Origin of the sequence: Bacillus sp. FSL R5-0585 (genome assembly GCF_038004545.1) — a bacterium.
In the GTDB taxonomy this organism is placed as follows: Bacteria; Bacillota; Bacilli; order Bacillales; family Bacillaceae_G; genus Bacillus_A; species Bacillus_A cereus.
The window spans coordinates 753,228-778,373 of sequence record NZ_JBBORJ010000001.1; the positions used below are offsets into that span (position 1 = coordinate 753,228).

Below are 25,146 nucleotides of genomic sequence, written 5' to 3' on the forward strand. Positions count from 1 at the left end.
GGAGGAGAAAACATGCTGGACACTTTACTAATAAATATCGGTCAATTACTAACAATGGATCAAGAAGATGGCTTGTTAAGACGGGAAGCGATGAACACGCTTCCTGTTATCGAAAACGGTGCGGTTGGAATTGAAAATGGTGTAATTACTTTCGTTGGAACAGCGGAAGAAGCGAAAGGATTACAAGCGAGAGAAGTTATTGATTGCGGCGGGAAAATGGTTTCTCCTGGTCTTGTTGACCCGCATACTCACCTTGTATTTGGTGGATCTCGTGAAAATGAAATCGCACTAAAACTACAAGGAGTTCCGTACTTAGAAATTTTAGAACAAGGCGGAGGCATACTTGCAACTGTAAATGCAACGAAACAGGCGTCGAAAGAAGAACTTGTTCAAAAAGCGAAATTCCATTTAGACCGTATGCTATCTTTCGGAGTTACTACTGTAGAAGCGAAGAGTGGTTATGGATTAGATGATGAGACGGAATGGAAACAATTAGAGGCAACAGCACAATTACAAAAAGAGCATCCAGTCGATTTAGTTTCCACATTTTTAGGTGCTCATGCAGTTCCGAAAGAATATAAAGGTAGATCGAAAGAGTTTTTACAATGGATGTTAGATTTATTACCAGAAATGAAAGAGAAACAATTAGCGGAGTTCGTTGATATTTTCTGTGAAACAGGTGTGTTCTCTGTGGAAGAATCAAAAGAATTTTTATTAAAAGCGAAAGAGCTTGGCTTTGATGTGAAAATTCATGCAGATGAAATCGACCCTCTTGGTGGTGCGGAAGCAGCGGCAGAAATCGGTGCAGCATCAGCGGACCATTTAGTTGGAGCTTCTGATAAAGGGATTGAAATGCTTGCAAACTCGAATACAGTAGCAACATTATTACCAGGAACAACTTTCTATTTAAATAAAGAAAGCTTTGCTCGTGGTCGTAAAATGATTGATGAAGGTGTTGCAGTTGCGTTAGCTACAGACTTTAACCCAGGTAGCTGTCCAACTGAAAATATTCAGCTTATTATGAGCATTGCGATGCTAAAACTGAAAATGACACCAGAAGAAGTTTGGAATGCCGTAACGGTTAACTCATCATATGCTATTAACCGTGGTGATGTAGCTGGGAAAATTAGAGTTGGTCGTAAGGCAGATTTAGTTTTATGGGATGCTTACAATTATGCTTACGTACCGTATCATTACGGCGTAAGTCATGTGAATACAGTATGGAAGAATGGTAATATTGCATATACAAGAGGTGAACAATCGTGGAGCACGGCCACTATTTAAAGAAAAATGCAAAGTTTATTGATCGTGAAGTGACAAAATGGAGTGAGATGATTAAAGATTGGGAGGAAGGCGTAGAAATATTCGGTGCTGCCTTAATTGGAGCACCCCTTTCTAAACCATCTATTAGTCATTCAGGAGCAAGTTTTGCTCCAAAGACAATTCGTGCGATGTTAGATGCATATAGCACATATGCAATTACAGAAAAACACGATATGAAAGAAAGTGTCTTATATGATTGCGGCGATATTACGATGCATGTGACGGATATAAAAGAAAGTCATAAACGAATTGCGGAAACAGTTGGTCATGTAACGAAAGTAAACCCGAACATGATACCAATCGTTCTTGGGGGTGACCACTCGATTAGTTTTCCGAGTATAACAGGTTTTGCAAACAGTAAAGGAAAGGTCGGAATTATTCAATTTGATGCTCATCATGATTTACGTAATTTAGATGATGGAGGCCCGTCAAATGGTACACCATTCCGTAGTTTACTAGAAAATGATGTCATTACAGGGAAACAACTTGTTCAAATTGGAATTCGTAATTTTTCTAATGCACGTGCGTACCATGAATATGCAATAGAGCATGGTGTAACAGTGTATACAATGAAAGACGTACGAGAGCGAGAAATAAAAGATATTATCACGGAAAGTATTGAATTATTAAGAAATCAAGGTGTGACTTCTATTTATATTTCTCTTGATATGGATGTGCTAGACCAAGCGTTTGCGCCAGGTTGTCCAGCAATTGGGCCTGGTGGAATGGATAGTACGACTTTACTAGATGCGATTGAATTCCTTGGTAAAGAACCGCTCGTTCAAGGGATGGATATAGTAGAGATTGATCCAACTCTTGATTTCAGAGATATGACGAGTAGAGTAGCAGCGCAAGTGATTATGAGTTTTCTTTTAGCGAGGGAAACGGTTAGTAAGCAAGTTAGTATATAGACGGAAAAGTAGATCTTTATTTATGCCTTAACAAAAACACATCACTACTTAAATGTAGTGATGTGTTTTTGTATTAAAAGAGAATGAATGTGTGTGGAACCGTTAATGGAATTGCGATTTTTATAGTGTATTGTGTAAATTTAATTTCTTGCTTCTGAAGTATTGACGTGTAAAATGATTTTATGATAAAATAAAAATTTTGCTAAAAAACTAAAAGTATGTTAAGCTTGAGAAGGTTACCATATATGGAGGTGGATTATTTGTTTCAAATTGGCGATAACATTGTTTATCCAATGCAGGGAGCAGGTATAATTAAAGCCATAGAAGAGAAGGAAATCTCAGGAGAAAAACAACAGTATTATGTTATAAAAATGTCGGCTAGTAATATGGAACTAATGATTCCAGCAGGGAGAATATTGAATTCGAATATACGTCCAGTTACGGATATAACCGCATTAGCACACATAATGGATATTTTTCAACATGGGGAATCAGATAGATTACTTACATGGAAACAAAGGTATAAATTGAACACTGATAAAATAAAGACGGGTAAAATGCAAGAAGGTGCTGAAGTTGTGCGTGATTTAATGCGTATACAGAAAGAAAAAGCACTTAATGCAAGCGAAAAGAAGATGTTAGATAACGCATATGAATTTTTGATTAGTGAACTGGGATTAATTGAAGGTATCACAGAAAATCAGATAAAAAGCTTTTGTTAAGGTTCATTACAAATAATGTATTATATCCCAAAAAAGATCTTGAATTTTTTGGGAACATAATTATAGAAAATTTATCATTTCAAAGACATTCAACTCTTTCAAACCACTTTTAGAGCATTACCTCTATTGTTATTACTACAATCAAATCCATTTTTATTTTTTAATTTCATTTATGAATGTTCGAAGTTTAATTGAATACTTCGATAAAATAGTTACTTGATTTTTGCAATCCTGATTCACACTGGCACGGACGAGGAGCCGTAAGGATGAAAGAGAGGTAGGGCTTTCATTGTTTTAGGTATATAAGTTATTATTTTTAGAAGAATACTGAACCATTTTTACTTCTATTGATAAGGTGTTTTTTTTATTAAAGAGATAAACGAATTGACAGCCATATATGGTCAACAAAAAAGGTTTCCTCCTAAGGAAACCTTTTTAATATTATTTATAGCATTTTATTTTTTGGATATTCGAATTTTTTATTGTAAAGTCGTAAAAATTGACGTTACTATCTAAAAGTAAGTATGATGCGGTTATAGTAAGATTTTTTAGGGGGAAGAAAAATGACAAGTTCAAGTAATAAAGCAGCGAGTATTTATGAAGGAACAAATGTAAATGCTGGGGGATTTTTTGAAAACGTTGAAGAAACAAAGTTGTTTGATCCAATTCAAGTTGGAGCTTGGTCTCTTCGTAATCGTATAGCGATGGCACCGATGACAAGATGCTTTGCAGATAATGAGACTGGAGTAGTTGGTGCGGATGTAGTGGAGTACTACAGAAAACGTGCTGCGGATGGAATTGGACTAATTATTACAGAAGGAATTGTCATTAGTCCGAGAGCAAAAGGAAACCCAGGAGTACCAGGTATTTATACACAAGAGCAAATCGATTCTTGGAAACCTGTTACAGAGGCGGTACATAAAGAAGGCGGGACGATTATTGCTCAAATATGGCATGTTGGGCGTATGAGTCATCATGAAATAATTGGTGGTCAAATGCCACAAGCACCGTCGGCTATCGCTGCAGAGGGAAATGTTCCACGCTTTCGTAAAACGTTTGATACGCCAGAAGCAATGACGTTAGAAGAAATACAAGAAGTGATCGGGCAATACGCACAAGCTGCGAAAAATGCGATCGAAGCTGGATTTGATGGAGTAGAAATTCACGGTGCACACGGATATTTAATCGATCAATTTACGTATGAGTTTGCGAATAAGCGAACAGATAAATATGGCGGTGATTTAAAACAAAGGTTAACGTTTATGAAAGAAGTAGCGGCGGCTGTAATAGAAGCTGTTGGAGCTAATAAAACACTTCTTCGTTTCTCTGCTTTCAAAGGTGATAATCCTACTTATATGTGGGAAAACCCTGAGTTTGCAATTGAAACGTTCATAAATATGTTTAAAGAGGTTGGGTTAACGATGATCCATCCTTCAACGATGAATTATACCCAAGAGATTGCTGATGGAAAGAATTTTCATCAACTAGTAAGAAAATATTGGGATGGTACGATTGTTGGGGTTGGTAATTTAAATCCAAAAGAGGCCGAAGAAGCGTTGCAAGAAGGAACGATTGATGTAGCGGCATTCGGAAGACCGTTAATTGCTAATCCAGACTTTGTTCATCGAATTAAACACGCTGAAAGTTTAGTTGAATATGACGCGAAAGAGCATCTTGCTACGTTAGTATGAATAAAGATAAAAGGAGAGCACATCTAGTGTTCTCCTTTTATTATGGAATTTCATAGGGGGAAGCGGGATGAGTGAAACGCTACTCGTTATTATTAGTATATTACTATTTTTAATGTTGCTTTTAATCGTCTTTTTTATCATTACATTTTTTATAAAAAAACGAACACACCATTCTATTTTAAAATTACATCCGTACTTAGGAAGAATGCGCTACTTACTGGAAAAGATAGGGCCTGAATTTCGACAATATTGGTTTGATCATGATACGGATGGAAAGCCTTTCTCACGTTATGATTTTCAAAGTGTTATGTTTTTAGCGAAATATCGCTCTGAAATACTTGGTTTTGGATCAAAACGAGATTTTGAAGCTTCTGGATATTATATTGCTAATACATTATTTCCGATATTAACTGAGGAATTAAGTGTGAATCTCACGCAAGAGCGGGAAGGTAAAAAGTACGTGATTCATAAAGAAGGGTTATTTTCAAGAAGAGAAAAATTGACAGCGGATACAACGAATCTTTGGCTGTACGAAGAAGAAGATGCAATTATAGTCGGTGAGAACCGTAAATATCCGTGGAAGCTACATGGCATGTTTGGTGCATCTGCGACTTCTTACGGTGCGATTGGAGAAAATTATATTTTAGCGAGTGGTTTTGGAGCAAAAATGGCAGGCGGATCGTGGATTAATACGGGTGAAGGTGGCGTTATTCCAGAACATTTACATACAGGAGCGAATATCGTTGCGCAAATTGGTCCAGGGTTATTTGGATACCGTGATGAAGACGGTAATTTTTCAATGGGAAAATTCATGGAGAAAGCGAAAGAAAGTAATATTAGAGCATTCGAATTGAAATTTGGGCAAGGTGCTAAAATACGTGGTGGTCATTTAGAGGGGCAAAAAGTAAATGAGAAAATTGCTTCTGTTCGCAACGTCCGAAAGGGAGAGACGATTAATTCACCGAATCGATTTTCATTTTTAAAGAATGCAGCGGATACACTTTGTTTTATTCAACAGTTGCAAGAAAACAGCGGTAAACCAGTTGGAATGAAAATTGTAATTGGTCAGCAGGAGCCTTTGGAAGATTTAATAAAAACAATGAAAGAACTAAACATTTACCCAGATTTTATTACAATCGACGGTTCAGAAGGCGGGTCAGGAGCAACGTATAAATCGATGGCAGATTATATGGGACTGCCGCTTATTCCAGCATTACTTACATTTATTGATACAGCAAACCATTATGGTGTCCGTAACAAGTTTAAAGTATTTGCATCGGGTAAATTAATCACACCAGATAAAGTGGCGATTGCTTTAGCGATTGGGGCGGATGCTGTAAGTTCAGCCCGTGGGTTTATGATGGCAAGTGGCTGTATTATGGCCCTTCAATGTAATTCTGGTCAATGTCCATCTGGTGTAGCCACGACGAATCCGCATTATCAAAAAGCGTTAGATCCGTATGAGAAGAAGTGGCGAGTCATGAATTATATTATTAGTATGAGATATAGTTTATTTTCATTAGCGGCAGCGGCGGGAGTGAAGAGCCCGCGCCATTTAACTAGAGAGCATATTGTGTTTAAAGACGAGGTGGGGAGAGTAGTTCCTCTTTCGGAATTGTTTCCTATAGTAAATCAAACCTAAAAGTATATTTGATGTGTAAGATTTTTTAGAGGAATAATTATATTTTTGGAAAAATTAGGAGTATAATAGGGGAGTATTTTTGAAAATGACTATTTTTAGGGAGAGATTCACTTGCAGCAAGGTTCGTACAGTATTACAATTTTTTTACTCGTCATAGGGCTCGTTATATTTAGACGCATGCGCTCTATGAATCGACCAATTAATAATAAAGGAAGACGACTACTATTGCCATTATTCTTCTTATTACCAGGTTTTTCTTTATACGCAGCACCGATACAACTTGCTGGTTGGCAAATTGGTATAGCTGCTGGGATCGGACTGTTATTGTCAATTCCACTTATTATTTTAAGTGGGTATGAAGTCAGAGAAGATGGTCAAATTTATGCAAAAAAAAGTATCGCTTTTATTGCTACATTTTTAGTTATCGTTCTTTTACGTGCTTATTTTAGAAGACATTTACAAGGTCTAGATCCAAAGTCAATCGGCATTCTTTTCTACACTCTTGCGGTTTGTTATATAGTACCTTGGCGTATTGGATGCTATATGAAATTTCGTAAAGTATATGTAGAGAAAGCGAAAATTGAGACGTCAATAAGCTAAAAGTCATACATTTGTATGGCTTTTTCTTTTAAAATTTATCGGGTAAACGAATGTAAATAAGGTGTGAAAAAACACTATATAATTTTCTGAATATTTTTACTTTGAATTCTTGAAAAATCATTGTAATCCACTGGAATAAAGGCGTTTATAAAGGTTTTCACATGTAATGAACAGTGCTCGTTCACTTGAAAGAACAAAAAATGTTTGTTAAGGTAGGGAACCATAAGCGAAAACAAGAAAATAGAAAAAGTCATTTTTCGAAATTTTGAATGGCTTATGGACTAAGGGAGAGATTTGGTGAAGATTGAAATTATGGTTTCGCTTGCTATTTATATGGCAGGTATGTTGTATATCGGATATTGGTCTTATAAGAAGACCTCCGATTTATCAGATTATATGTTAGGCGGGAGGGGACTCGGCCCAGCAGTTACAGCTTTATCAGCTGGTGCTTCTGACATGAGTGGTTGGATGCTAATGGGATTACCTGGTGCGATGTATGCAACAGGATTATCAAGTGTATGGATTGCGATAGGTTTATTAATAGGTGCGTATGCAAACTATTTAATCATTGCCCCGCGTTTACGAACGTATACAGAAGTGGCAAATGATTCAATTACGATTCCAGACTTTTTAGAGAATCGGTTTAAAGATCGTACGAAAATACTTCGTTTTGTCTCCGCTATCGTCATTTTAGTATTTTTCACATTTTATGCATCGGCTGGTTTAGTTTCAGGTGGACGTTTGTTTGAAAATTCTTTTAACCTTGATTATAAAATTGGTTTATTTGTAACAGTAGGTGTCGTTGTTGCGTATACACTATTTGGTGGCTTTCTAGCCGTAAGTTGGACGGACTTTGTGCAAGGTTGTATTATGTTTATTGCGCTTGTACTAGTGCCAATTGTTGCTTTTACGGATGTCGGTGGTGTAACAGAAACATTTAATACGATTAAGCAAGTTGATGCATCGCATTTAGATATGTTTAAAGGGACCACAATACTTGGTATTATTTCATTTTTAGCATGGGGCCTTGGATATTTTGGTCAACCACATATTATTGTCCGCTTTATGGCAATTACCTCTATTAAAGATTTAAAAACTTCTCGTAGAATCGGTATCGGTTGGATGACGATTTCAATTATAGGTGCAATGCTTACTGGTCTAATTGGTATCGCCTATTATGCTAAAAATAATGCGACATTACAAGACCCAGAAATGGTCTTTGTAACATTCTCAAATATTTTATTCCATCCGTATATTACAGGATTTTTATTATCAGCTATTTTGGCTTCGATTATGAGTAGTATTTCCTCACAATTACTTGTTATTTCAAGTGCAGTAACGGAAGATTTCTATAAAACATTTTTCCGTCGTAACGCAAGTGATAAAGAACTTGTATTTATCGGTAGGCTGTCAGTATTAGTTGTAGCGATGATTGCAGTTGTTTTAGCGTATCATCCGAGTGATACAATTTTAACGCTTGTTGGATATGCTTGGGCAGGATTTGGATCAGCATTTGGACCAGCAATTTTATTAAGTTTATATTGGAAGAGAACGAACAAATGGGGCGTTCTTGCTGGGATGATTGTCGGTGCATTAGTTGTTATCACTTGGGTACAAATTCCAAGTTTAAAAGCGACTATGTATGAAATGGTACCGGGATTCTTCTGTAGTTTATTAACTGTTATCGTTGTAAGTTTATTAACGAAAGAACCCGTTAAGGCAGTTCATCGTGAATTTAATGAGATGGAAGCAGTACTGGAAGAAGAAAAGAAATGATTTGCAAAAAGAGTAAACGGTGAATAGCGTTTACTCTTTTTACATGTAAAATGAAAGTAAGGACTTATTGACAATAAAAAATAAGTAACTTATAATAAATCTTAAGTTCGAGATAAATAATGTTCATAATGAAAATTTATTATGGTTATAAATCGAACAAATATTTTTTGTGAATTATCTTGAATTCGAGATAATTCGATAGGTTAGACGCCGATACGTAATTTTGTGATTAATATCTCGAATTCGAGATAAAATTATAATGACGGATTTTACTTTGTAGCATGGACAAAATGAATAATGAATTTAAATGTAAAAGAATTTTTATAATGAAATAAAAAAGGAGTGGAAGAAATGGAAAAGAAAACAACGGGAATCCATCATATTACAGCGATTGTAGGGCATCCACAAGAAAATGTAGACTTTTATGCTGGTGTATTGGGGTTACGTTTAGTGAAACAAACAGTGAATTTTGATGATCCAGGTACGTACCATCTTTATTTTGGAAATGAAGGAGGAAAGCCTGGAACAATTATTACGTTTTTCCCATGGGCAGGTGCTCGTCAAGGTATTATTGGAGATGGTCAAGTAGGAATTACATCTTACGTTGTACCAAAAGGTGCAATGGAGTTTTGGGAAAATAGATTAGAAAAATTCGATGTTTCGTATACAAAAATGACTCGTTTTGGAGAGCAGTATTTAGAATTTGATGATCCGCATGGTTTGCATATAGAATTAGTTGAAAGAGAAAAAGGCGAATTAAATAATTGGAGTTTTGGAGAAGTTACACCAGAAGTAGCAATTAAAGGGTTTGGAGGTGCTGTTCTTTTATCTACACAGCCTCAAAAAACTGCTGAATTGTTAGAACATATTATGGGTCTTGAGAAAATTGGAGAAGAGGGTGAATTTGTTCGATTCCGTTCTTCTGCTGACATTGGAAATATTATTGATTTGAAATTATCAACAATCGGTCGTGGCCAAATGGGCGTTGGCACAGTTCATCATATTGCCTGGAGAGCGAGTGACGATGCTGATCAGCTAGACTGGAAAGAGCATGTGTCGCGTTTTGGATATCACGTAACTCCTGTACAAGATCGAAATTATTTTAATGCGATTTATTTTAGAGAACATGGTGAAATCTTATTTGAAATTGCAACAGATCCTCCTGGTTTCGCTCATGATGAATCGTTAGAGACGATGGGTGAGGAATTAAAGTTACCGGAACAATATGAACAACATAGAAAACAGATTGAACAAACGCTTTTACCATTTGAAGTGAGAAATTTAGATTAAAGTGATTGAAGGGGGAAAAGGATTATGATGAAACATGTTTTTCAAAAAGGAAAAGATACGTCAAAACCAGTGTTGTTATTACTTCATGGCACAGGTGGTAATGAATTAGATTTACTACCACTTGCAGAAATAGTTGATCCGGAAGCGTCGGTATTAAGCGTTAGGGGAAATGTGTTAGAGAATGGGATGCCGCGTTTCTTCCGCCGATTAGCAGAGGGCATTTTTGATGAAGAGGATTTAATTTTCCGTACGAAGGAATTAAATGAATTTTTAGATGAAGCGGCTAAAGAATATAAATTCGATAGAAATAACATTGTAGCTATCGGTTATTCGAATGGGGCAAATATCGCAGCAAGCTTATTATTCCATTACGAAAATGCATTGAAAGGTGCTGTGCTTCATCACCCAATGGTACCAAGAAGAGGAATGCAATTAGCAAATTTAGCAGGGAAATCTGTATTTATTGCTGCTGGGACAAATGACCCAATTTGTTCATCAGCAGAGTCAGAGGAATTGAAGGTACTATTAGAAAATGCAAATGCGAATGTAACAATGCATTGGGAAAATCGAGGGCATCAATTAACGATGGGTGAAGTAGAAAAAGCAAAAGAGTGGTATGACAAAGCATTTTAAAAAAGAAGCATCTGCTAACGATTAGCAGATGCTTCTTTTTTATTTAAGACTGGATTGCAAGATGAGATGAAGAAAGTGGTAGCTCAATATCAACAATTGTACCTTTATTTAATTCGCTTGAAATGTGTAATTTACCATGATGTTCTTCAATTATTTTGTAACACATCATTAATCCTAGTCCTGTGCCTTTTTCTTTTAAACTATAAAAAGGTTCGCCTAGACGGGAGATACGATCTTCTGGAATGCCACAACCTTCATCGATAATTCGTATTAAGATGAAATTATCCTCTAATGGTTTTGTTTGGATGAAAATATTTCCGCCATTTGGCATCGCTTCTATCGCATTTTTTAATATGTTTATAAAAACTTGTTTTAATTGGTTACCGTCACATTGAATATCATATACGTAATCAAAATGATCCATGATGATATGAACGCTATGCATAATTGCAGTCGGTAAAATAAATGTAACTACCTCTTCAATTAAAGTTTGTATGTTACAAGTTTGGATAGATAATACTTGTGGCTTAGACATCGCCATAAATTGACTCGTAATGGATTCCATTTGTGAAATCTCACTTAACATAACATCGATATACCATTTTTGCTCCTCATTTATTTCAGGGAGGAGCAACGTTAGAAAACCCTTTAGGGAAGTGAGTGGATTTCGAATTTCATGGGCAATTCCAGCTGTCAGTTGTCCGACTACTGCGAGCTTCTCAGATTTTCGTAGTAACTTTTCAGTTTCTTTTAGCTCAGTAACATCTCTCCCCATCACGATAAGACCTTTGCGAGAACCATCAGGATGATAAAGCGGAACTTTTGATATACTTAAGATTAGATCGAAATCATCTCTATGTATAATAAATTCCTCGCCATGAAGAATTTGTCTTTGTTGCCATGCTAGTTCATCGATTTCTTCACAATGTAAAAAAGCTTCTCGGTATGCTTCATTATATTGAATGAGTTCGCTATCTTTTTTCCCGTGGTAAGGTACATGATGGAAATTGAAGCAAGAAAGTGCGTAGTCATTTGCCTCAAGCCAGCGCCCTTCATGATCTTTAAATATAACAAAGGCAGGCATGGAGTTTACTAATGTACGTAATCTCTTCTCACTTTCTTTTAGCATATTCTCAATTCTTTCTGATTTTTCAAGCGGCTTCATAATAGCATATACGCCAGTAAGACGATTTTGAACAAAAATAGGAACTAGTTTTGTCACAACATCTAATAAGAATCCATTTTTATGATAAATAGATAAGATATACTCTTGTTGATTATCCGCTTCAGTATTCTTTATATTTTGTAATACTTGCTCAGAAATATGGGCTTCTAAAATAGAGGTAATATTTTTCTGTTCTAATTCTAAAGAAGTGTAACCTAATATTCTTTCGGCAGAAGGATTTATATGTAGAATAACTCCTTCTAAATTTAATGAAATAATACTATCAGGATTGTGTTCGAACAGAGATGCGTACATTTCTGTTAATGAACGATCTTGTATATGGTTTCGCAAACGTCTAGAAATGTTCGGATGACGTTTTTTTTGAGTTGGTGAATATTTTTTACGACTCATAATAGTTCCTCCGTACAAATAGCATCTAAAAAGATTTGTCTATTCATAACTATAATATAGATGTAATGTGTATTTCTATAAAAAATGGAAGTTATAGAATAAATTTTGTTTTTTTTATTTTTTGCAAGGTGAATGCAGGATGGTAATAAGGGGAGCTTATATTGTTTTATAAACCTTTTGTAAGTTACAGACGGCTGTTTTCCGTATAACATTAGGGTAGAGGAGGGGGAGAGAAAATGAAAAATTATATTCAAGGGATTGATCACGTGCAAGTAGCTGCACCTGTAGGGTGTGAAGAAGAGGCGCGTGATTTTTATGGGAATACGATTGGTATGGAAGAAATTCCAAAGCCAGAAGAGTTGAAAAAACGAGGTGGATGTTGGTTTAAATGCGGAAATCAAGAAATCCATATTGGTGTCGAGCGGAACTTTACACCAGCTAAAAAGGCTCATCCAGCTTTTTATGTGAATGAAATTAATGAATTTAAGCAAACACTTATAGAGCAAGGTGTTAAAGTGATTGATGATTATGCACGGCCAGATGTAATTCGATTTTACGTGTCAGATCCATTTGGAAACCGAATTGAATTTATGCAAAATAAAGACTAGGTGGATTCCCACCTAGTCTTTAACTTCTTCTGAAAAGTCCTAACACTTCTACAGTTTCTGTAATATTAACGAAAGCATTCGGGTCGATTTCAGAAATTGTTAGTTTCATACTTGCTAATTCTTCACGAGAAACGACGGTCATAAGTACACGCTTTTTCTCGCTTGAATAAGCACCTTCGCCATCAAGTAACGTTATTCCACGTACAACAGTTGAAAGAAGTTGTTTTTTCATTTTTTCTGCTTCATTTGTTACAATCATAAGTGTAACTTTACGATGTTTTGTATGAACAGCATCAATTACTTTACCAGTTACATAAATTGAAAGTAAGCTTGTAAGTGCAACATCCCAGGTGAAGAAGAATCCTGCGATTATTACAACGACTGCATTTAAAATAATAAGGAATCCGCCAAGTTTAATGTCTCGCTTGCGGGATAAAAGCATACCGATAATATCAAATCCACCAGTGGATCCATTACAGTTAAAAACAAGACCAATACCAGCTCCGGCGATTACACCTCCGAAGATAGAAGATAACAATGGATCTGTTGCTACGACTTTTACTGGAACGTAGTATAATGCAACAGATAATACAACTACAGAGACAACTGTGTTAAAAATTACTTTTTTTCCAAGACCTATGTACCCTAAAATAAGGATAGGTAAGTTTAATACAAAGTTAATAATGCCTGTGTTTACAGGGGTTACAATCCCTAAAATAATAGCAATTCCGCCAATTCCACTACTTAAAATTTTGTGGGGGATAAGGAAAAGATTAAAGGCAACCGCAATAATAATAGAACCGATAATAACACCAAGGAATCTGACCATTTCTTTCCCGTCCTTCACTGAAAAATTCATATTATTTCAAGATTATATATGATATTGAAAGTTTTGGGTAAAAACAGTTTATTTAGGTAAATTAGATTAATCAAAAGAATTTGAGTATTTTATCATTTGAAAGGGGATACAGTTGTGAAGATAAAAACATATCAACAGAAAAGCCCGTTGAAGCAAGAATGTGAGGATTCTTATTTTTGTAATAAAGAAAAAAAGATTTATGGTGTATGTGACGGTGCAACACCACTTGTCCCGTTTCGTGATGAAAAGGGACATAATGGAGCATACATCGCTTCGCATTTATTTGCAAGTTATTTTACTGCATTACGAGAGAATCATAGTTTACAATTTGCAGTTGCCAAAGCAAATGAAGCATTGCAAAGCAAAATGTTAGAATATGAAGTAGACACGAGAAAAAAAGAGCATTTGTGGTGCACATGTATCGCGGCAGTCCAAATAGTTGGTGAGAAAATTGAATATGCGCAGCTTGGGGACTGTATGATTGTCGCAACTTTTCAAAATGGAACGATGCAAGTATTAACGAAAGACACAGTTGAAGGAATTAGTAAAAGAGCAAAAAAGAAGAGGGAAGAAGATCGTAAAAAAGGGTTATCTGTACCAGAAGAATATGTTTTTCAAGATGTTCGAGAACAGTTAAAATACAATCGTTATCTTGCAAATATGCCAAATGGTTATTCAGTTGCAAATGGAATGAAAGAAGCGATACATTATTTACAAAATGGTGAATTACATACAGATGAAGTGAGTGGGATTTTTATTTGTTCAGACGGGTTATTTCACCCAGATTGGTCATTAGAACAAACTGTTGCATATATAAGAAAGAATAGTATAAACGAATATATAGCAATTATTGAAGAGCTAGAAGCGGAAAAGAGAATAAGGCCAGATGATAAAACGATTATTATGATTGATTTTTAAGAGGAGGCAGTTCAAATGGAAATTAAACGTGTCAATCTAACATTTCAAGATGAATTAGTTCCTTTAGAAAAAGTAAACAAACTGATTATTCACCATACAGCTGAAGATGGATGGGACGTGTATAAAACGCATGAATTTCATCAAACTGTAAGGGGGTGGAGCGGAATTGGTTACAACTATTTTATCGAAAAGGATGGAACTGTAGTGGAAGGACGAGGTTTACATATTGGAGCGCACGCGAAAGACCATAACCGCCATACAATTGGAATATGTATGACGGGAAATTTCGATAAATACGATCCCACTCCCCCGCAAGTGAATGCATTATATTCTTTATGTAAACTGTTTATGAAGCAATTTGCTATAAAGAAAGAAAATATACTCGGTCATAGAGAGTTAGAAGGAGTTACAAAAAGCTGTCCTGGTAATCGTTTTTCTATGGTAGAGTTAAGGAAGATACTATCTTAAATATAGAGGAGTAACAACGATGATGAATATAAAAATACCAAATGATAAAAAAGAAGAACTTGTAGCACAAATTCAGCAATTTTTTATGGAAGAAGATTTAGATGAAATTGGACGTTTCCAAGCAGAGCGTTTAATAGAAGAAATGATTAAATTAGTTGGACCGTTTGCATATAATCAAGCAATTGGAGATGCAAGAAAGCTTGTAAGTGAGAAATTAACGAATATGGAAGAAGATTTATACGTGCTAGAGAAGAATGAAGGAAAATAAAAAAAGAGCCGATGGGCTCTTTTTTTATTTTTCTTTCTTGTGTTCTTTATATTCATGTACTTTTTCTTTTACATTACCAACTGTATCTTTAGCAGTGCCTTTCACCTTATCCCATTTTCCTTCAGCTTGTAATTTCTTATTGTCAGTTACTTTCCCAACAACTTCTTTTACTTCACCTTTTACCTTATCAATGGCACCTTCTACTTTTTCTTTTAAACCATGATCATGTTTAGTCATACATTTCTCCTCCTTGTAGTTTGATTAGAATTCTCTTTTCATATTGCAAGTTGAATGATGTATCTAGTAATATCGTAACAAATCTAGTTTGAATATTCAAATGATTAATAGGATAGAAAAGGATTTGTCATAAAATGTTTAAAAATGTAACGGAAGGAGAAATAAAGTAAATTATATGTCTTTTGCGGTCCATATTGATTTTGTATAAGCAATTTTCATGTGGGCACGTTCCATGTTATTTTGACTGCCGCTACCGAACCTTGCTTGTCCAACTATTAAAGTACAATTGGATTCAATAGCTGTCTTAATTCGTTTTTGAATTAATGCAGTGTGACAGCCTTTACGCTGAAATTCTGGTAAAGTAGCAGAAGCAGCTAATGATGCGACACCTTTATTTATATACAGGACACCAATACCAGCAGGGATATTTTGAACTTCAGCTATGAAAAAATGCCATCCTGGTTCATTGTAAAGAATTTCATTATTTTGGCGTACGCTATCTTTTGTAAAGGATGGCATATTAAATCCACGTACATATATGTCTGCAAAAATATCAAATTCATTTTCTTTCAGTTTTCGTAATGTAATATTAGAAGGAAGAAGTGATGAACTCTCTCTCGGTATACTATACAAAGCAGTATGGAAGCTAGATTGGTAAAAACCTTTTTGAGATAAGTATTGAAATAGTTCAGTTGTGCCTTGCGCTGGTGTAATTTCAAAACGGCAAGGAATTTGTAGTGATTCATAATAAGAAATAATTGCATCAATCGCATCTGCATTTGTAATACCTTTTACCGTATTAAAAGCAGGACCGGCAATTATTTTTGATGAAAAGGCAGTGGCACTACCGAAATTTTTCATTTGCACTTGCATTGGGTTTCCGCTCATTGTTTGTAGTCTCTCTAATCTAGAAGAGAGCATATCAATTTCTGCATTTTCAATTTCTGTTGCTATATCGAGTGTCATAACAGTAGTCATAAAATTCCTCCGTTAATAAATATATTTCATAGTACATATACGATTTTTGTTTTGAGATTCCTGTTGAAATGTGAGAGAATAAGAGGTTTTTTGGAAGGGAAATGGAAGTGAGCTGTCGAAGGGAGTGGAAACAGATTAAAGGTGGTGCTCTCATGAAACAAAAAACCGTGCAGACATGCTCTAATTGTGGTTCTCAAAACATAGGAGAAGGTGAGTTTGTCGGATATGCACAAATACGGAAAAAGGAAACGATGTTCACATCTTCACCGGTGGATGCTTATATTTGTACAGATTGCGGGAATATCCTTCTATTAAAAGTACGACATTATGAAAAGTTTAAGCAGAAGCCGTTATGATCATTGAGAAATGGTCATATCCAACGTTGTATACGAAACGACTTATGTTAAGGAAAATGAATATGAGTGATAGTTTACATATATATGAGTATGCTACAGATAAAGAGATGATAACTTTTACTGTATGGGATGCTCATCAATCGTTATGTGACACATATAACTATGTAGAAGAAATTGTGGGGCAATATAATGAAGGGCAAGTAGCACCTCTTGGAATTGTATTAAAAGAGGAGAAAAAACTTATAGGCACGTGTGGATTTATAAAATATGATTTGGTCACACATACAGCAGAAATTGCATACGCCTTATCTCGAAAATATTGGGGAAGAGGATTAGCCACGGAGGCTGCATTAGCTTTTTTCTACTATGGTTTTCATGAGTTGCATCTTAATAGTATTGAAGCGGGATGTGATTCAGAAAATGAAGCATCTGAAAAATTAATGAAACGTTTGAATATGGAGTACAAATATACAATTCAGAAGGATATGTTTATTAAAGGTAAGAATCGCGATACAAAAAGATATTGTATATCTAGAGAAGGATATATGAATCAATGAAATATCTTACATTGAAAACTCCTTTAAATGAATCAAGGAGTTTTTTTATTTTGATAACAACAAATCGGAGTTTATCTTTTTGTTCGTGTGTTCGGAGTATGGGAGATATATCGAATTTTAGTAGAAAATAAGGAATACAGTAATCGTTTTATTTTTAAACTGAAAAAGAAAGTAAGAAAAAAGATAGATAGTTTATCGTTCTGAATTATTTCCAAAGAAATAATTCAGAAAATACAGAAAAATGTCGTAATCATTTGCGGAAGTCTGTTATAATAAACGAAAAAATGAAAACGCTTTAAAGGGGGATATAACCAATATGATGATGAATGTACCGCTAACAATTAGTTCTATGATGGAAAGAGCAGAGAAACTGTTTTCGAAGAAAGAAATTGTTTCACGGACGCATGATACAGTTACAACGTTAACGTATAAGCAGTTAGGGGAAAGGACGAGAAGACTCTCCAGTGCGTTGAAAAAGCTTGGAATTAAAGAAGGTGAACGTGTAGGAACATTAGCGTGGAACCATCATCGGCATGTGGAAGCGTATTTTGCTATTCCAGGTATTGCTTCTGTTTTGCACACAATTAACATTCGTTTATCTCCTCAACATATTTCATATATTATTCAGCACGCAGAAGACCGAATTCTACTTATAGATGAAGATCTCGTACCGCTTGTTGAAAATATTCAATCACAATTATCAACTGTACAAGCTTACATTATTATGACTGATAAAGATGAACTCCCAAACACTACGCTGAAGCCTGTATATCATTATGAAAAGCTATTAGAAGAAGGCGATCCAAATTTCCAATTTGTAAAAGATATTGATGAAAATACACCAGCTGGTATGTGTTATACGTCAGCGACTACAGGAAATCCGAAAGGTGTTGTATATACGCATCGTAGTACTGTATTACACTGTATGGCACTCGGTTTAGCGGATACAGCTGCTTTATCGGAAAGTGATGCTGCAATGGCGATTGTACCGATGTTCCATGTGAACGCTTGGGGACTTCCTTTCGCTGCTACTTGGTTTGGGTCAAAACAAGTTCTTCCAGGACCGATGTTTACTCCGAAAATTTTATTAGAGATGATTCAATCAGAAAAAGTGACGTTAGCTGCGGGTGTGCCGACAATTTGGCTCGGCGTATTACAAGAGTTAGAAAATAATAGTTACGATTTATCTAGTATGACGAGAATACTATGCGGAGGTGCAGCTGCGCCGAAAAGTGTTATTAAAGCATTTGAACAGAAACATAATGTTCCGTTCATACATGCATATGGTATGACTGAAACGAGTCCACTCGTAACACTTGCGCGTTTAAAAAGTTATGAAACGGAAGTATCGTATGAAGAGCAACTAGAAATTCGCTCTAAACAAGGATATCTTGTACCTGGTGTCGAGATGAAAGTAGTCGGTACAAATGGTGACGTGAAGTGGGATGGTACTGAGATGGGAGAATTATGTTTACGAGCACCTTGGATCGCTGAAAGCTATTATAACGATGATCGTACTGTCGAAGGTTTTCGCGATGGATGGTTATATACTGGTGATGTTGTCACAGTGGATGAGGAAGGTTGCGTGAAAATTGTTGACCGTACGAAGGATGTTATTAAAAGCGGGGGAGAATGGATTTCTTCGGTCGATCTTGAAAATGCTTTAATGGCACATGATGCTATATTTGAAGCGGCTGTCGTTGCAGTTCCTCACCCTCAGTGGCAAGAGCGACCAATTGCCTGCGTTGTTCAAAAGAAAAATAGTACGGTTACAAAAGAAGAAATATATGAGTTTTTAAAACCACAGTTTGCGAAGTGGTGGTTGCCAGACGATATTGTCTTTATGGAAGAAATACCGAAAACATCTGTTGGGAAGTTTTTAAAACAGGCGCTTCGGAAAGAACTGGAGCATTTGCATAGAGAGAAATAAGTGAACTTCTATTTGTAAACTCTAATACATTAACGGTTGACAAAAGAGGGGTGGAAAGATAATATAATTTTTGTGATATGTTATCTAAAAACAATTTTAAGTTTACAAATAGGAGAAGCAAATATGAATACAAAAAATTTAGTTTTCGTCGCTTTATTTAGTTCTATTATGGGAGTGTTAGGGTTAATACCTCCGATTGCTCTTTCTATTACACCAGTTCCAATTACATTGCAATCACTCGGTGTTATGCTTGCGGGTGGGTTGTTAGGATCACGTCTAGGTGCGTTAAGTCAGCTTATTTTCTTACTTATTGTAGGAGTTGGAGCACCATTGCTTGCTGGTGGACGTGGTGGCCTTGGTGTATTTGTTGGACCAAGTGCAGGATATTTACTTGGTTACATCATTGGGGCGTTTGTTATTGGTTATTTAATTGAGCGTTTACGTGAAGTTTCTATTATAAAAGTATTATGTATTAATATAATTGGTGGTATTTTCGTAGTTTATGTATTTGGTATTACTGTACAAGCGTTCTTAATGGATGTTTCTGTATGGGAGATAATGAAAGTGAGTGCTGTGTTTTTACCAGGGGATTGTATAAAAGCAATTATTGCGGCAGTTCTCGTAACAAAATTACATCGTTCATTGAAACATATTATTACGCCCGCTTTAAAGAATGGAAAATATACAAATGCGGGATGATAAAGGGAAGAAACACGTTAATTGCGTGTTTCTTTTTATTATTATTGTAAAGAAAGGACGTCTCATATGGGGATTACAAAAGAATATAAAAAGCATGCCTCTTTACAACCAAATAAAATAGCGATAAAGGAAAATGATAGAGTTTTAACATATAAAGAGTGGTTTGAATCAGTTTGTAAAGTAGCAAGGTGGTTAAATGAAAAAAAATCGAAGAATAAAACGATAGCAATCCTATTAGAAAATCGTATAGAGTTTTTACAACTATTTTCTGGTGCCGCTATGGCCGGGTGGGTTTGTGTTCCGTTAGATATAAAGTGGAAACAAGATGAGCTCAGAGAAAGAATTGAAATTAGTAATCCGGATATGATTGTGACAGAACGATATAAGGTGAATGATCTATTGGATGAAGAAGGAAGAGTAATTGAAATTGATGAGTGGAAAAGAATGATAGAGAAATATCTTCCTACATATTCCACTGTAGAAAGTGTACAACATGCTCCTTTTTATATGGGATTTACATCAGGATCAACAGGAACAGCAAAAGCATTTTTACGTGCACAGCAATCGTGGGTTCATAGTTTTGATTGTAATGTACATGACTTTCATATGAAAAGGGAGGATTCAATTTTAATAGCTGGGACGCTCGTTCATTCTCTTTTCTTATACGGGGCAATAAGTGCATTATATGTAGGACAAACAGTGCACATTATGAGAAAGTTCATTCCGAATCAAGTATTAGATAAGTTAGAAACTGAAAATATATCGGTTATGTATACAGTTCCGACAATGCTTGAATCTTTATATAAAGAAAATAGATTAATAGAAAATAAAATGAAAATTATTTCATCAGGAGCGAAATGGGAAGCTGAAGCGAAAGAAAAAATAAAGAATATATTTCCTTATGCGAAAAGATATGAATTTTATGGTGCATCAGAGTTAAGTTTTGTAACAGCACTAGTCGATGCAGAAAGCGAAAGAAGGCCAAATTCAGTAGGAAAACCTTGTCATAATGTGCAAGTTCGAATATGTAATGAAGTAGGCGAAGAAGTACAAAAAGGTGAAATAGGAACTGTTTATGTGAAAAGTGATCAGTTTTTTATGGGATACATAATAGATGGGGTTTTAACACGGGAGTTGAATGCAGAAGGCTGGATGACAGTGCGAGATATAGGCTATGAAGATGAAGAAGGCTTCATATATATTGTTGGTAGAGAGAAGAATATGATTTTATTTGGAGGAATCAATATTTATCCAGAAGAAATAGAAAGTGTATTACATGAACACCCAGCTGTTGATGAAATAGTTGTAATTGGTGTGAAAGATAGTTACTGGGGTGAAAAGCCGGTCGCGATCGTAAAAGGAAGTGCTACAAAACAACAATTAAAGAGTTTTTGCTTACAACGATTATCCTCGTTTAAAATACCGAAAGAATGGCATTTTGTAGATGGAATACCTTATACAAATAGTGGGAAAATCGCTCGTATGGAAGCAAAAAGTATGATTGAAAACCGGGAGAAAATATATGAATAGAGCAGTTATTGTAGAGGCGAAAAGAACACCTATTGGTAAGAAGAATGGGATGTTAAAAGAGTATGAAGTTCAGCAATTAACAACGCCGCTTCTTACGTTTTTAAGTAAAGGGATTGAGAGGGAAATAGATGATGTCATATTAGGTAATGTTGTTGGGCCAGGAGGGAATGTTGCGAGACTATCTGCTTTAGAGGCGGGACTTGGCTATCATATTCCTGGTGTAACGATTGATCGGCAATGTGGTGCTGGTTTAGAAGCAATTCGAACTGCGTGTCATCTCATTCAAGGCGGGGCAGGTAAGTGTTATATCGCCGGGGGAGTAGAGAGTACAAGTACGTCACCTTTTCAAAAAAGAGCACGATTTTCACCTGAAACAATTGGTGATCCTGACATGGGAGTAGCGGCTGAATATGTTGCGGAGCGTTATAATATAACGAGAGAAATGCAAGACGAGTATGCTTGTCTTAGTTATAAGCGGACACTGCAAGCGTTAGAAAAAGGATATATACATGATGAAATATTTTCTTTTAATGGATTATTAGATGAATCTATAAAGCCAGAAATGAATTATGAACGAATCATTAAAAGAACAAAGCCCGCATTTTTACAAAATGGAACAGTGACGGCAGGTAATTCATGTGGTGTAAATGATGGGGCATGTGCTGTTCTTGTAATGGAAGAGGGACAAGCCCGAAAGTTAGGGTATAAACCTGTCCTTCGTTTCGTTCGTAGTGCTGTAGTGGGAGTGGATCCTAATCTTCCAGGGACTGGTCCGATATTTGCGGTGAACAAATTATTAAACGAAATGAATGTAAAAGTAGAGGACATCGATTATTTTGAAATAAATGAAGCATTCGCCTCAAAAGTTGTTGCTTGCGCAAAAGAGTTACAAATTCCGTACGAAAAAGTAAATGTAAATGGTGGAGCAATTGCGCTCGGTCATCCGTACGGCGCATCTGGTGCTATGCTTGTAACACGTTTGTTTTATCAGGCACAAAGAGAGTCTATGAAATATGGAATTGCTACATTAGGAATTGGAGGCGGGATAGGGATTGCGCTATTATTTGAGAAAGTAGAAGACTAGCGAGGTAACTAGTTTTCTACTTTTTGAGGAACATAAACATTACTACCAGGTTTCGCTTTCATTTCGTTCCAAGCAGCAATCGCATCAGCTTTTGCTTTCCCTTTATTATTTGGATCTTCGAAAAAGTCACGAGTAAAGCGATTGTATTCAAATTGTGCACCGATAGTTGTTTTGTATGCAGGGTCTTTTTTTCGTTTGTTTTCTTCATGCCAAAAAGCTACCGCGTCTTCATATGTTTTTCCAACATTGTCTTTAAAAAACTTTTGAAGAGCTACTGTAAAGCGGAAGTTTGCTCCGATTTTTTCTTTGAAAAAAGCACGAACCTCTTCGCTACAGCGGTGATTGTTAGTAATAATCGTTTGAAGAGAAAGGTCTTTATAGGATAGGGAAGCTTTACTCACCTTTTGAACAGAGCTGTTTTTTAATATTTTACCAGTAGTTAAATAATGTGAGATACGCTCGGTTATTTCGATCTTAGAGCCACTAGCTGGCAACCCATTCTCACGACAAAATGTTTGGAGTTCTGCTTTTAACCAATAATAGTTTTGGAAATCTTCAATTGATATAGACTTTGTTAAAGGTGGACGCATGAATGTAACAACTACTTTCTTCCATAATTTTCTTTAATTATAAAACGTATGTTCTTTTTATGGAAGGGTTAATTTGTAAATATAATGGGAAGAGGAGATTACATATGGAAAATGTAATGCAAGTTCGTGTTACGGGAATTTTAATTGAAGGTGAAAGATTATTGCTAGTAAAGCAAAAAGTTGCTAATAGGAATTGGTCTTTACCTGGAGGAAGAGTGGAGAATGGCGAAACGTTAGAGGAAGCAATGATTCGAGAAATGAGAGAAGAGACAGGGTTAGAAGTTAACATTCAGAAGCTACTCTATGTTTGTGATAAACCAGATGCTCGCCCGTCTTTATTACATATAACGTTTTTGCTTAAAAGGATTGAAGGTGAAATTATGCTACCTTCTAACGAGTTTGATCATAATCCAATTCATGATGTGCAAATGGTGCCGATTAAAGATTTAAGTCATTATGGTTTTTCGGAAACTTTTATCAATCTTATAAGTGAAGGTTTTGTAAATGCAGGGAGTTATCAAGGTTTGAAACAAAATATAGGTCTGTAAATATAGGGGAAGGATAGCCTTTCGCTATCCTTCATAACATGTTTTAAACTGCTGACTGTAAAGAAGAAACAAGCTGATTTAAAAATTCATCTCCACTCATAATTGCTTTCCCGCCACCGCGGGCACTCTTTTTATTTCCGCCACCTTTTCCTTCGATTGTAGGAAGAGCATCTTTTAAAAGAGCATTCATATCGAGCGATACTGATTTTCCGCAAGCGAGAATACATTGTAGTTTGTCATCATTTTCGATGACGAAATACGTAATTGCATGCTCTTGTTGTTCTGTAATAATAGCGGAAAGCTTTGCGATTTCTTGCATAGAACGATTTGTAAATACTTTAGAAATAAGTATGCCGGCATGTATTTCCGTAGGGTGTTGAAGTAGTTCATTTGCCTCTGCAAATAATAATTTTTCATTCATTGTTTGTATTGCTTTTTCGTTTTCTTTTTGAGAAGTAAGCAGTTGCGCCACTTTTGCTGGAATATCAGTTTCGCTACTGTTTAATTGTTTAGAAACATTTTTCATAATTTGTTGCTGTTGTCCCATTAATTTAAGTGTACGCCAACCAGCGATAAACGTTAAGCGTATACCACCTTTATTGCGCTCCCATCCTAGTACTTGAATAGGACCAACTTCACCAGTTCGTTTCGGATGCGTTCCACCACAGCCGTTGTAGTCAAAGTTTTCGATCATAACAACGCGTATATTTTCTGTCATAGTCGGTTCTTTACGAAGGGGCAACCTTTTCGCTTCTTCTAAGTTCATCCACTGGATGCGGATTGGATGGTTTTCAAAAACAATTTTGTTTGCAATTTGTATTGCTTTTTCAACCGTTTCTGCATGAAGATTTTCTGTTTCTAAATCAATTGTTACTGTTTCTTTACCAAGATGGAATCCAATTGTAGGCATGTTAAAATGGTCCCAAAAAGCAGCAGATAAAATGTGCTGAGCTGCATGTTGTTGCATATGATCAAAACGGCGATCCCAATTGATTTTACCTTCTACGTCTTCTGTATGTAATTGTTCTGCAATGTAGTGACGAATTTCGCCGTTTATCTCTTCTACATTGATTACATTGATATCATTTAATGTACCAGTATCATATGGTTGTCCGCCACCTGTCGGATAAAATGCTGTTTCATTCAAAACAACGTATAAGTTACCGTCTTTATCATAATCTTGCTTTATAATTTTAGTAGTAAAGTCTTGCTTATAAGCGTCAGTGTAATATAATTTGTGCTCCAATTTTCTTTCTCCTCCCGCATTAACTAGTTTCATTGTAAAGCAATTGAAATTAGTTTCCTAATATTTCAGAAGAAAGAAACTATTTTTAGAATTTTCTTGCTATAAT

General features: G+C 35.7%; 26 protein-coding genes and 1 pseudogene. 21 read left to right on the plus strand and 6 right to left on the minus strand.

All coding sequences use genetic code 11. From position 1 onward, the window contains the following. The first annotated feature begins 12 nt into the window (after positions 1-12). From hutI to MKY38_RS04105, 9 genes are all read left to right on the plus strand, one after another. The gene (gene hutI / locus MKY38_RS04065) at positions 13-1,284 is read left to right on the plus strand and encodes an imidazolonepropionase (RefSeq protein WP_000887539.1); all 1,272 of its coding nucleotides are present in this window, start codon (positions 13-15) and stop codon (positions 1,282-1,284) included. Continuing rightward, complete coding sequence (gene hutG, locus MKY38_RS04070) at positions 1,263-2,234, plus strand: formimidoylglutamase (protein WP_000399850.1); 972 nt, start codon at positions 1,263-1,265, stop codon at positions 2,232-2,234. The genes hutI and hutG overlap by 22 nt, the downstream gene beginning before the upstream one ends. Positions 2,235-2,494: 260 nt before the next feature. Beyond that, complete coding sequence (locus tag MKY38_RS04075; protein WP_170317877.1) at positions 2,495-2,956, plus strand: CarD family transcriptional regulator; 462 nt, start codon at positions 2,495-2,497, stop codon at positions 2,954-2,956. A gap of 563 nt (positions 2,957-3,519) precedes the next feature. Continuing rightward, a complete protein-coding gene (locus tag MKY38_RS04080) occupies positions 3,520-4,647 on the plus strand; it encodes an alkene reductase (RefSeq protein ID WP_341048142.1) in 1,128 nt (375 codons plus the stop codon). Between the two features lie 67 nt (positions 4,648-4,714). Further along, positions 4,715-6,289, plus strand: coding sequence for an FMN-binding glutamate synthase family protein (locus MKY38_RS04085; protein WP_000005171.1), 1,575 nt, complete (start codon positions 4,715-4,717; stop codon positions 6,287-6,289). Between the two features lie 111 nt (positions 6,290-6,400). Next, complete coding sequence (locus MKY38_RS04090) at positions 6,401-6,889, plus strand: cytochrome c biogenesis protein CcdC (protein WP_016111168.1); 489 nt, start codon at positions 6,401-6,403, stop codon at positions 6,887-6,889. A 297-nt stretch (positions 6,890-7,186) separates the two neighbouring features. Continuing rightward, positions 7,187-8,665 carry a sodium/proline symporter PutP gene (putP, locus tag MKY38_RS04095; RefSeq protein ID WP_000687591.1) on the plus strand — a complete coding sequence of 493 codons (1,479 nt, stop codon included), beginning with the start codon at positions 7,187-7,189 and terminating at the stop codon, positions 8,663-8,665. Positions 8,666-9,016: 351 nt separating this feature from the next. Then, positions 9,017-9,955 carry a ring-cleaving dioxygenase gene (locus MKY38_RS04100; protein WP_000412754.1) on the plus strand — a complete coding sequence of 313 codons (939 nt, stop codon included), beginning with the start codon at positions 9,017-9,019 and terminating at the stop codon, positions 9,953-9,955. A gap of 24 nt (positions 9,956-9,979) precedes the next feature. Then, positions 9,980-10,588 carry an alpha/beta hydrolase gene (locus tag MKY38_RS04105; protein WP_000975488.1) on the plus strand — a complete coding sequence of 203 codons (609 nt, stop codon included), beginning with the start codon at positions 9,980-9,982 and terminating at the stop codon, positions 10,586-10,588. A gap of 43 nt (positions 10,589-10,631) precedes the next feature. On the opposite strand, the gene MKY38_RS04110 is transcribed toward MKY38_RS04105, so the two are convergent. Further along, the gene (locus MKY38_RS04110) at positions 10,632-12,164 is read right to left on the minus strand and encodes a BA3702 family sensor histidine kinase (protein ID WP_000087650.1); all 1,533 of its coding nucleotides are present in this window, start codon (positions 12,162-12,164) and stop codon (positions 10,632-10,634) included. Between the two features lie 236 nt (positions 12,165-12,400). On the opposite strand from MKY38_RS04110, the gene MKY38_RS04115 reads away from it, so the two are divergent. Continuing rightward, complete coding sequence (locus MKY38_RS04115) at positions 12,401-12,772, plus strand: VOC family protein (protein WP_000800772.1); 372 nt, start codon at positions 12,401-12,403, stop codon at positions 12,770-12,772. A 19-nt stretch (positions 12,773-12,791) separates the two neighbouring features. On the opposite strand, the gene MKY38_RS04120 is transcribed toward MKY38_RS04115, so the two are convergent. After that, entirely contained in the window at positions 12,792-13,601 is an 810-nt protein-coding gene (locus tag MKY38_RS04120; protein WP_000251344.1) for a YitT family protein, read from the minus strand. Positions 13,602-13,727: 126 nt separating this feature from the next. Here MKY38_RS04120 and MKY38_RS04125 point away from each other — a divergent pair, with 126 nt between their 5' ends. The 3 genes from MKY38_RS04125 to MKY38_RS04135 are packed head-to-tail and all read left to right on the plus strand — an operon-like array spanning position 13,728 to position 15,285. Then, the gene (locus MKY38_RS04125) at positions 13,728-14,549 is read left to right on the plus strand and encodes a protein phosphatase 2C domain-containing protein (RefSeq protein WP_114555913.1); all 822 of its coding nucleotides are present in this window, start codon (positions 13,728-13,730) and stop codon (positions 14,547-14,549) included. 15 nt (positions 14,550-14,564) lie between these two features. Continuing rightward, complete coding sequence (locus MKY38_RS04130; RefSeq protein ID WP_000404001.1) at positions 14,565-15,017, plus strand: peptidoglycan recognition protein family protein; 453 nt, start codon at positions 14,565-14,567, stop codon at positions 15,015-15,017. Between the two features lie 19 nt (positions 15,018-15,036). After that, a complete protein-coding gene (locus MKY38_RS04135) occupies positions 15,037-15,285 on the plus strand; it encodes a DUF2164 domain-containing protein (RefSeq protein WP_000981066.1) in 249 nt (82 codons plus the stop codon). 24 nt (positions 15,286-15,309) lie between these two features. Here MKY38_RS04135 and MKY38_RS04140 read toward each other — a convergent pair whose 3' ends face one another. Then, on the minus strand, positions 15,310-15,522 hold the full coding sequence (locus MKY38_RS04140) for a CsbD family protein (protein WP_000160410.1): 213 nt from the start codon (positions 15,520-15,522) through the stop codon (positions 15,310-15,312). 171 nt (positions 15,523-15,693) lie between these two features. Next, positions 15,694-16,500 carry a GNAT family N-acetyltransferase gene (locus MKY38_RS04145; RefSeq protein ID WP_000214346.1) on the minus strand — a complete coding sequence of 269 codons (807 nt, stop codon included), beginning with the start codon at positions 16,498-16,500 and terminating at the stop codon, positions 15,694-15,696. Positions 16,501-16,652: 152 nt separating this feature from the next. Between MKY38_RS04145 and MKY38_RS04150 the strand changes: the two genes are divergently transcribed. The 7 genes and pseudogenes from MKY38_RS04150 (at position 16,653) to MKY38_RS04180 (ending at position 22,656) form a co-directional block, all read left to right on the plus strand. Continuing rightward, a complete protein-coding gene (locus MKY38_RS04150) occupies positions 16,653-16,856 on the plus strand; it encodes a hypothetical protein (protein ID WP_000810948.1) in 204 nt (67 codons plus the stop codon). Next, positions 16,853-17,413: a GNAT family N-acetyltransferase gene (locus MKY38_RS04155; RefSeq protein ID WP_000582837.1), complete on the plus strand. Its 561-nt coding sequence runs from the start codon at positions 16,853-16,855 to the stop codon at positions 17,411-17,413. Before MKY38_RS04150 ends, MKY38_RS04155 begins: the two co-directional genes overlap by 4 nt. A 63-nt stretch (positions 17,414-17,476) precedes the next feature. Continuing rightward, positions 17,477-17,617 (plus strand): annotated as a pseudogene (locus tag MKY38_RS04160) (helix-turn-helix domain-containing protein); the annotation flags it as partial. 112 nt (positions 17,618-17,729) lie between these two features. Then, positions 17,730-19,343, plus strand: coding sequence for a long-chain fatty acid--CoA ligase (locus MKY38_RS04165; RefSeq protein ID WP_000980205.1), 1,614 nt, complete (start codon positions 17,730-17,732; stop codon positions 19,341-19,343). Between the two features lie 123 nt (positions 19,344-19,466). After that, the gene (locus tag MKY38_RS04170) at positions 19,467-20,042 is read left to right on the plus strand and encodes a biotin transporter BioY (protein ID WP_001093333.1); all 576 of its coding nucleotides are present in this window, start codon (positions 19,467-19,469) and stop codon (positions 20,040-20,042) included. A 66-nt stretch (positions 20,043-20,108) separates the two neighbouring features. Continuing rightward, positions 20,109-21,572, plus strand: coding sequence for an acyl-CoA synthetase (locus MKY38_RS04175; protein ID WP_341048151.1), 1,464 nt, complete (start codon positions 20,109-20,111; stop codon positions 21,570-21,572). After that, positions 21,565-22,656: an acetyl-CoA C-acyltransferase gene (locus tag MKY38_RS04180; RefSeq protein ID WP_001078005.1), complete on the plus strand. Its 1,092-nt coding sequence runs from the start codon at positions 21,565-21,567 to the stop codon at positions 22,654-22,656. The genes MKY38_RS04175 and MKY38_RS04180 overlap by 8 nt, the downstream gene beginning before the upstream one ends. A gap of 8 nt (positions 22,657-22,664) precedes the next feature. On the opposite strand, the gene MKY38_RS04185 is transcribed toward MKY38_RS04180, so the two are convergent. Then, positions 22,665-23,246: a DUF6434 domain-containing protein gene (locus MKY38_RS04185; protein WP_001247730.1), complete on the minus strand. Its 582-nt coding sequence runs from the start codon at positions 23,244-23,246 to the stop codon at positions 22,665-22,667. 104 nt (positions 23,247-23,350) lie between these two features. On the opposite strand from MKY38_RS04185, the gene MKY38_RS04190 reads away from it, so the two are divergent. Beyond that, positions 23,351-23,794: an NUDIX hydrolase gene (locus tag MKY38_RS04190; protein WP_114555912.1), complete on the plus strand. Its 444-nt coding sequence runs from the start codon at positions 23,351-23,353 to the stop codon at positions 23,792-23,794. Positions 23,795-23,837: 43 nt separating this feature from the next. Here MKY38_RS04190 and MKY38_RS04195 read toward each other — a convergent pair whose 3' ends face one another. After that, on the minus strand, positions 23,838-25,040 hold the full coding sequence (locus tag MKY38_RS04195; RefSeq protein WP_006927344.1) for an alanyl-tRNA editing protein: 1,203 nt from the start codon (positions 25,038-25,040) through the stop codon (positions 23,838-23,840). Positions 25,041-25,146 lie beyond the last annotated feature (106 nt).

Excerpts from the sequence above, each read along its gene's own strand:
- hutI (WP_000887539.1), top strand. The coding sequence starts at position 13 with ATGCTGGACACTTTACTAATAAATATCGGTCAATTACTAACAATGGAT.
- MKY38_RS04175 (WP_341048151.1), top strand. The coding sequence starts at position 20,109 with ATGGGGATTACAAAAGAATATAAAAAGCATGCCTCTTTACAACCAAAT.
- MKY38_RS04170 (WP_001093333.1), top strand. The coding sequence starts at position 19,467 with ATGAATACAAAAAATTTAGTTTTCGTCGCTTTATTTAGTTCTATTATG.
- MKY38_RS04120 (WP_000251344.1), bottom strand. The coding sequence starts at position 13,601 with ATGGTCAGATTCCTTGGTGTTATTATCGGTTCTATTATTATTGCGGTT.
- MKY38_RS04150 (WP_000810948.1), top strand. The coding sequence starts at position 16,653 with ATGAAACAAAAAACCGTGCAGACATGCTCTAATTGTGGTTCTCAAAAC.
- MKY38_RS04080 (WP_341048142.1), top strand. The coding sequence starts at position 3,520 with ATGACAAGTTCAAGTAATAAAGCAGCGAGTATTTATGAAGGAACAAAT.
- MKY38_RS04155 (WP_000582837.1), top strand. The coding sequence starts at position 16,853 with ATGATCATTGAGAAATGGTCATATCCAACGTTGTATACGAAACGACTT.
- MKY38_RS04100 (WP_000412754.1), top strand. The coding sequence starts at position 9,017 with ATGGAAAAGAAAACAACGGGAATCCATCATATTACAGCGATTGTAGGG.
- MKY38_RS04110 (WP_000087650.1), bottom strand. The coding sequence starts at position 12,164 with ATGAGTCGTAAAAAATATTCACCAACTCAAAAAAAACGTCATCCGAAC.
- MKY38_RS04105 (WP_000975488.1), top strand. The coding sequence starts at position 9,980 with ATGATGAAACATGTTTTTCAAAAAGGAAAAGATACGTCAAAACCAGTG.
- MKY38_RS04185 (WP_001247730.1), bottom strand. The coding sequence starts at position 23,246 with ATGCGTCCACCTTTAACAAAGTCTATATCAATTGAAGATTTCCAAAAC.
- MKY38_RS04130 (WP_000404001.1), top strand. The coding sequence starts at position 14,565 with ATGGAAATTAAACGTGTCAATCTAACATTTCAAGATGAATTAGTTCCT.
- MKY38_RS04140 (WP_000160410.1), bottom strand. The coding sequence starts at position 15,522 with ATGACTAAACATGATCATGGTTTAAAAGAAAAAGTAGAAGGTGCCATT.
- MKY38_RS04085 (WP_000005171.1), top strand. The coding sequence starts at position 4,715 with ATGAGTGAAACGCTACTCGTTATTATTAGTATATTACTATTTTTAATG.
- MKY38_RS04165 (WP_000980205.1), top strand. The coding sequence starts at position 17,730 with ATGATGATGAATGTACCGCTAACAATTAGTTCTATGATGGAAAGAGCA.
- MKY38_RS04115 (WP_000800772.1), top strand. The coding sequence starts at position 12,401 with ATGAAAAATTATATTCAAGGGATTGATCACGTGCAAGTAGCTGCACCT.
- MKY38_RS04190 (WP_114555912.1), top strand. The coding sequence starts at position 23,351 with ATGGAAAATGTAATGCAAGTTCGTGTTACGGGAATTTTAATTGAAGGT.
- MKY38_RS04145 (WP_000214346.1), bottom strand. The coding sequence starts at position 16,500 with ATGACTACTGTTATGACACTCGATATAGCAACAGAAATTGAAAATGCA.
- MKY38_RS04135 (WP_000981066.1), top strand. The coding sequence starts at position 15,037 with ATGATGAATATAAAAATACCAAATGATAAAAAAGAAGAACTTGTAGCA.
- MKY38_RS04180 (WP_001078005.1), top strand. The coding sequence starts at position 21,565 with ATGAATAGAGCAGTTATTGTAGAGGCGAAAAGAACACCTATTGGTAAG.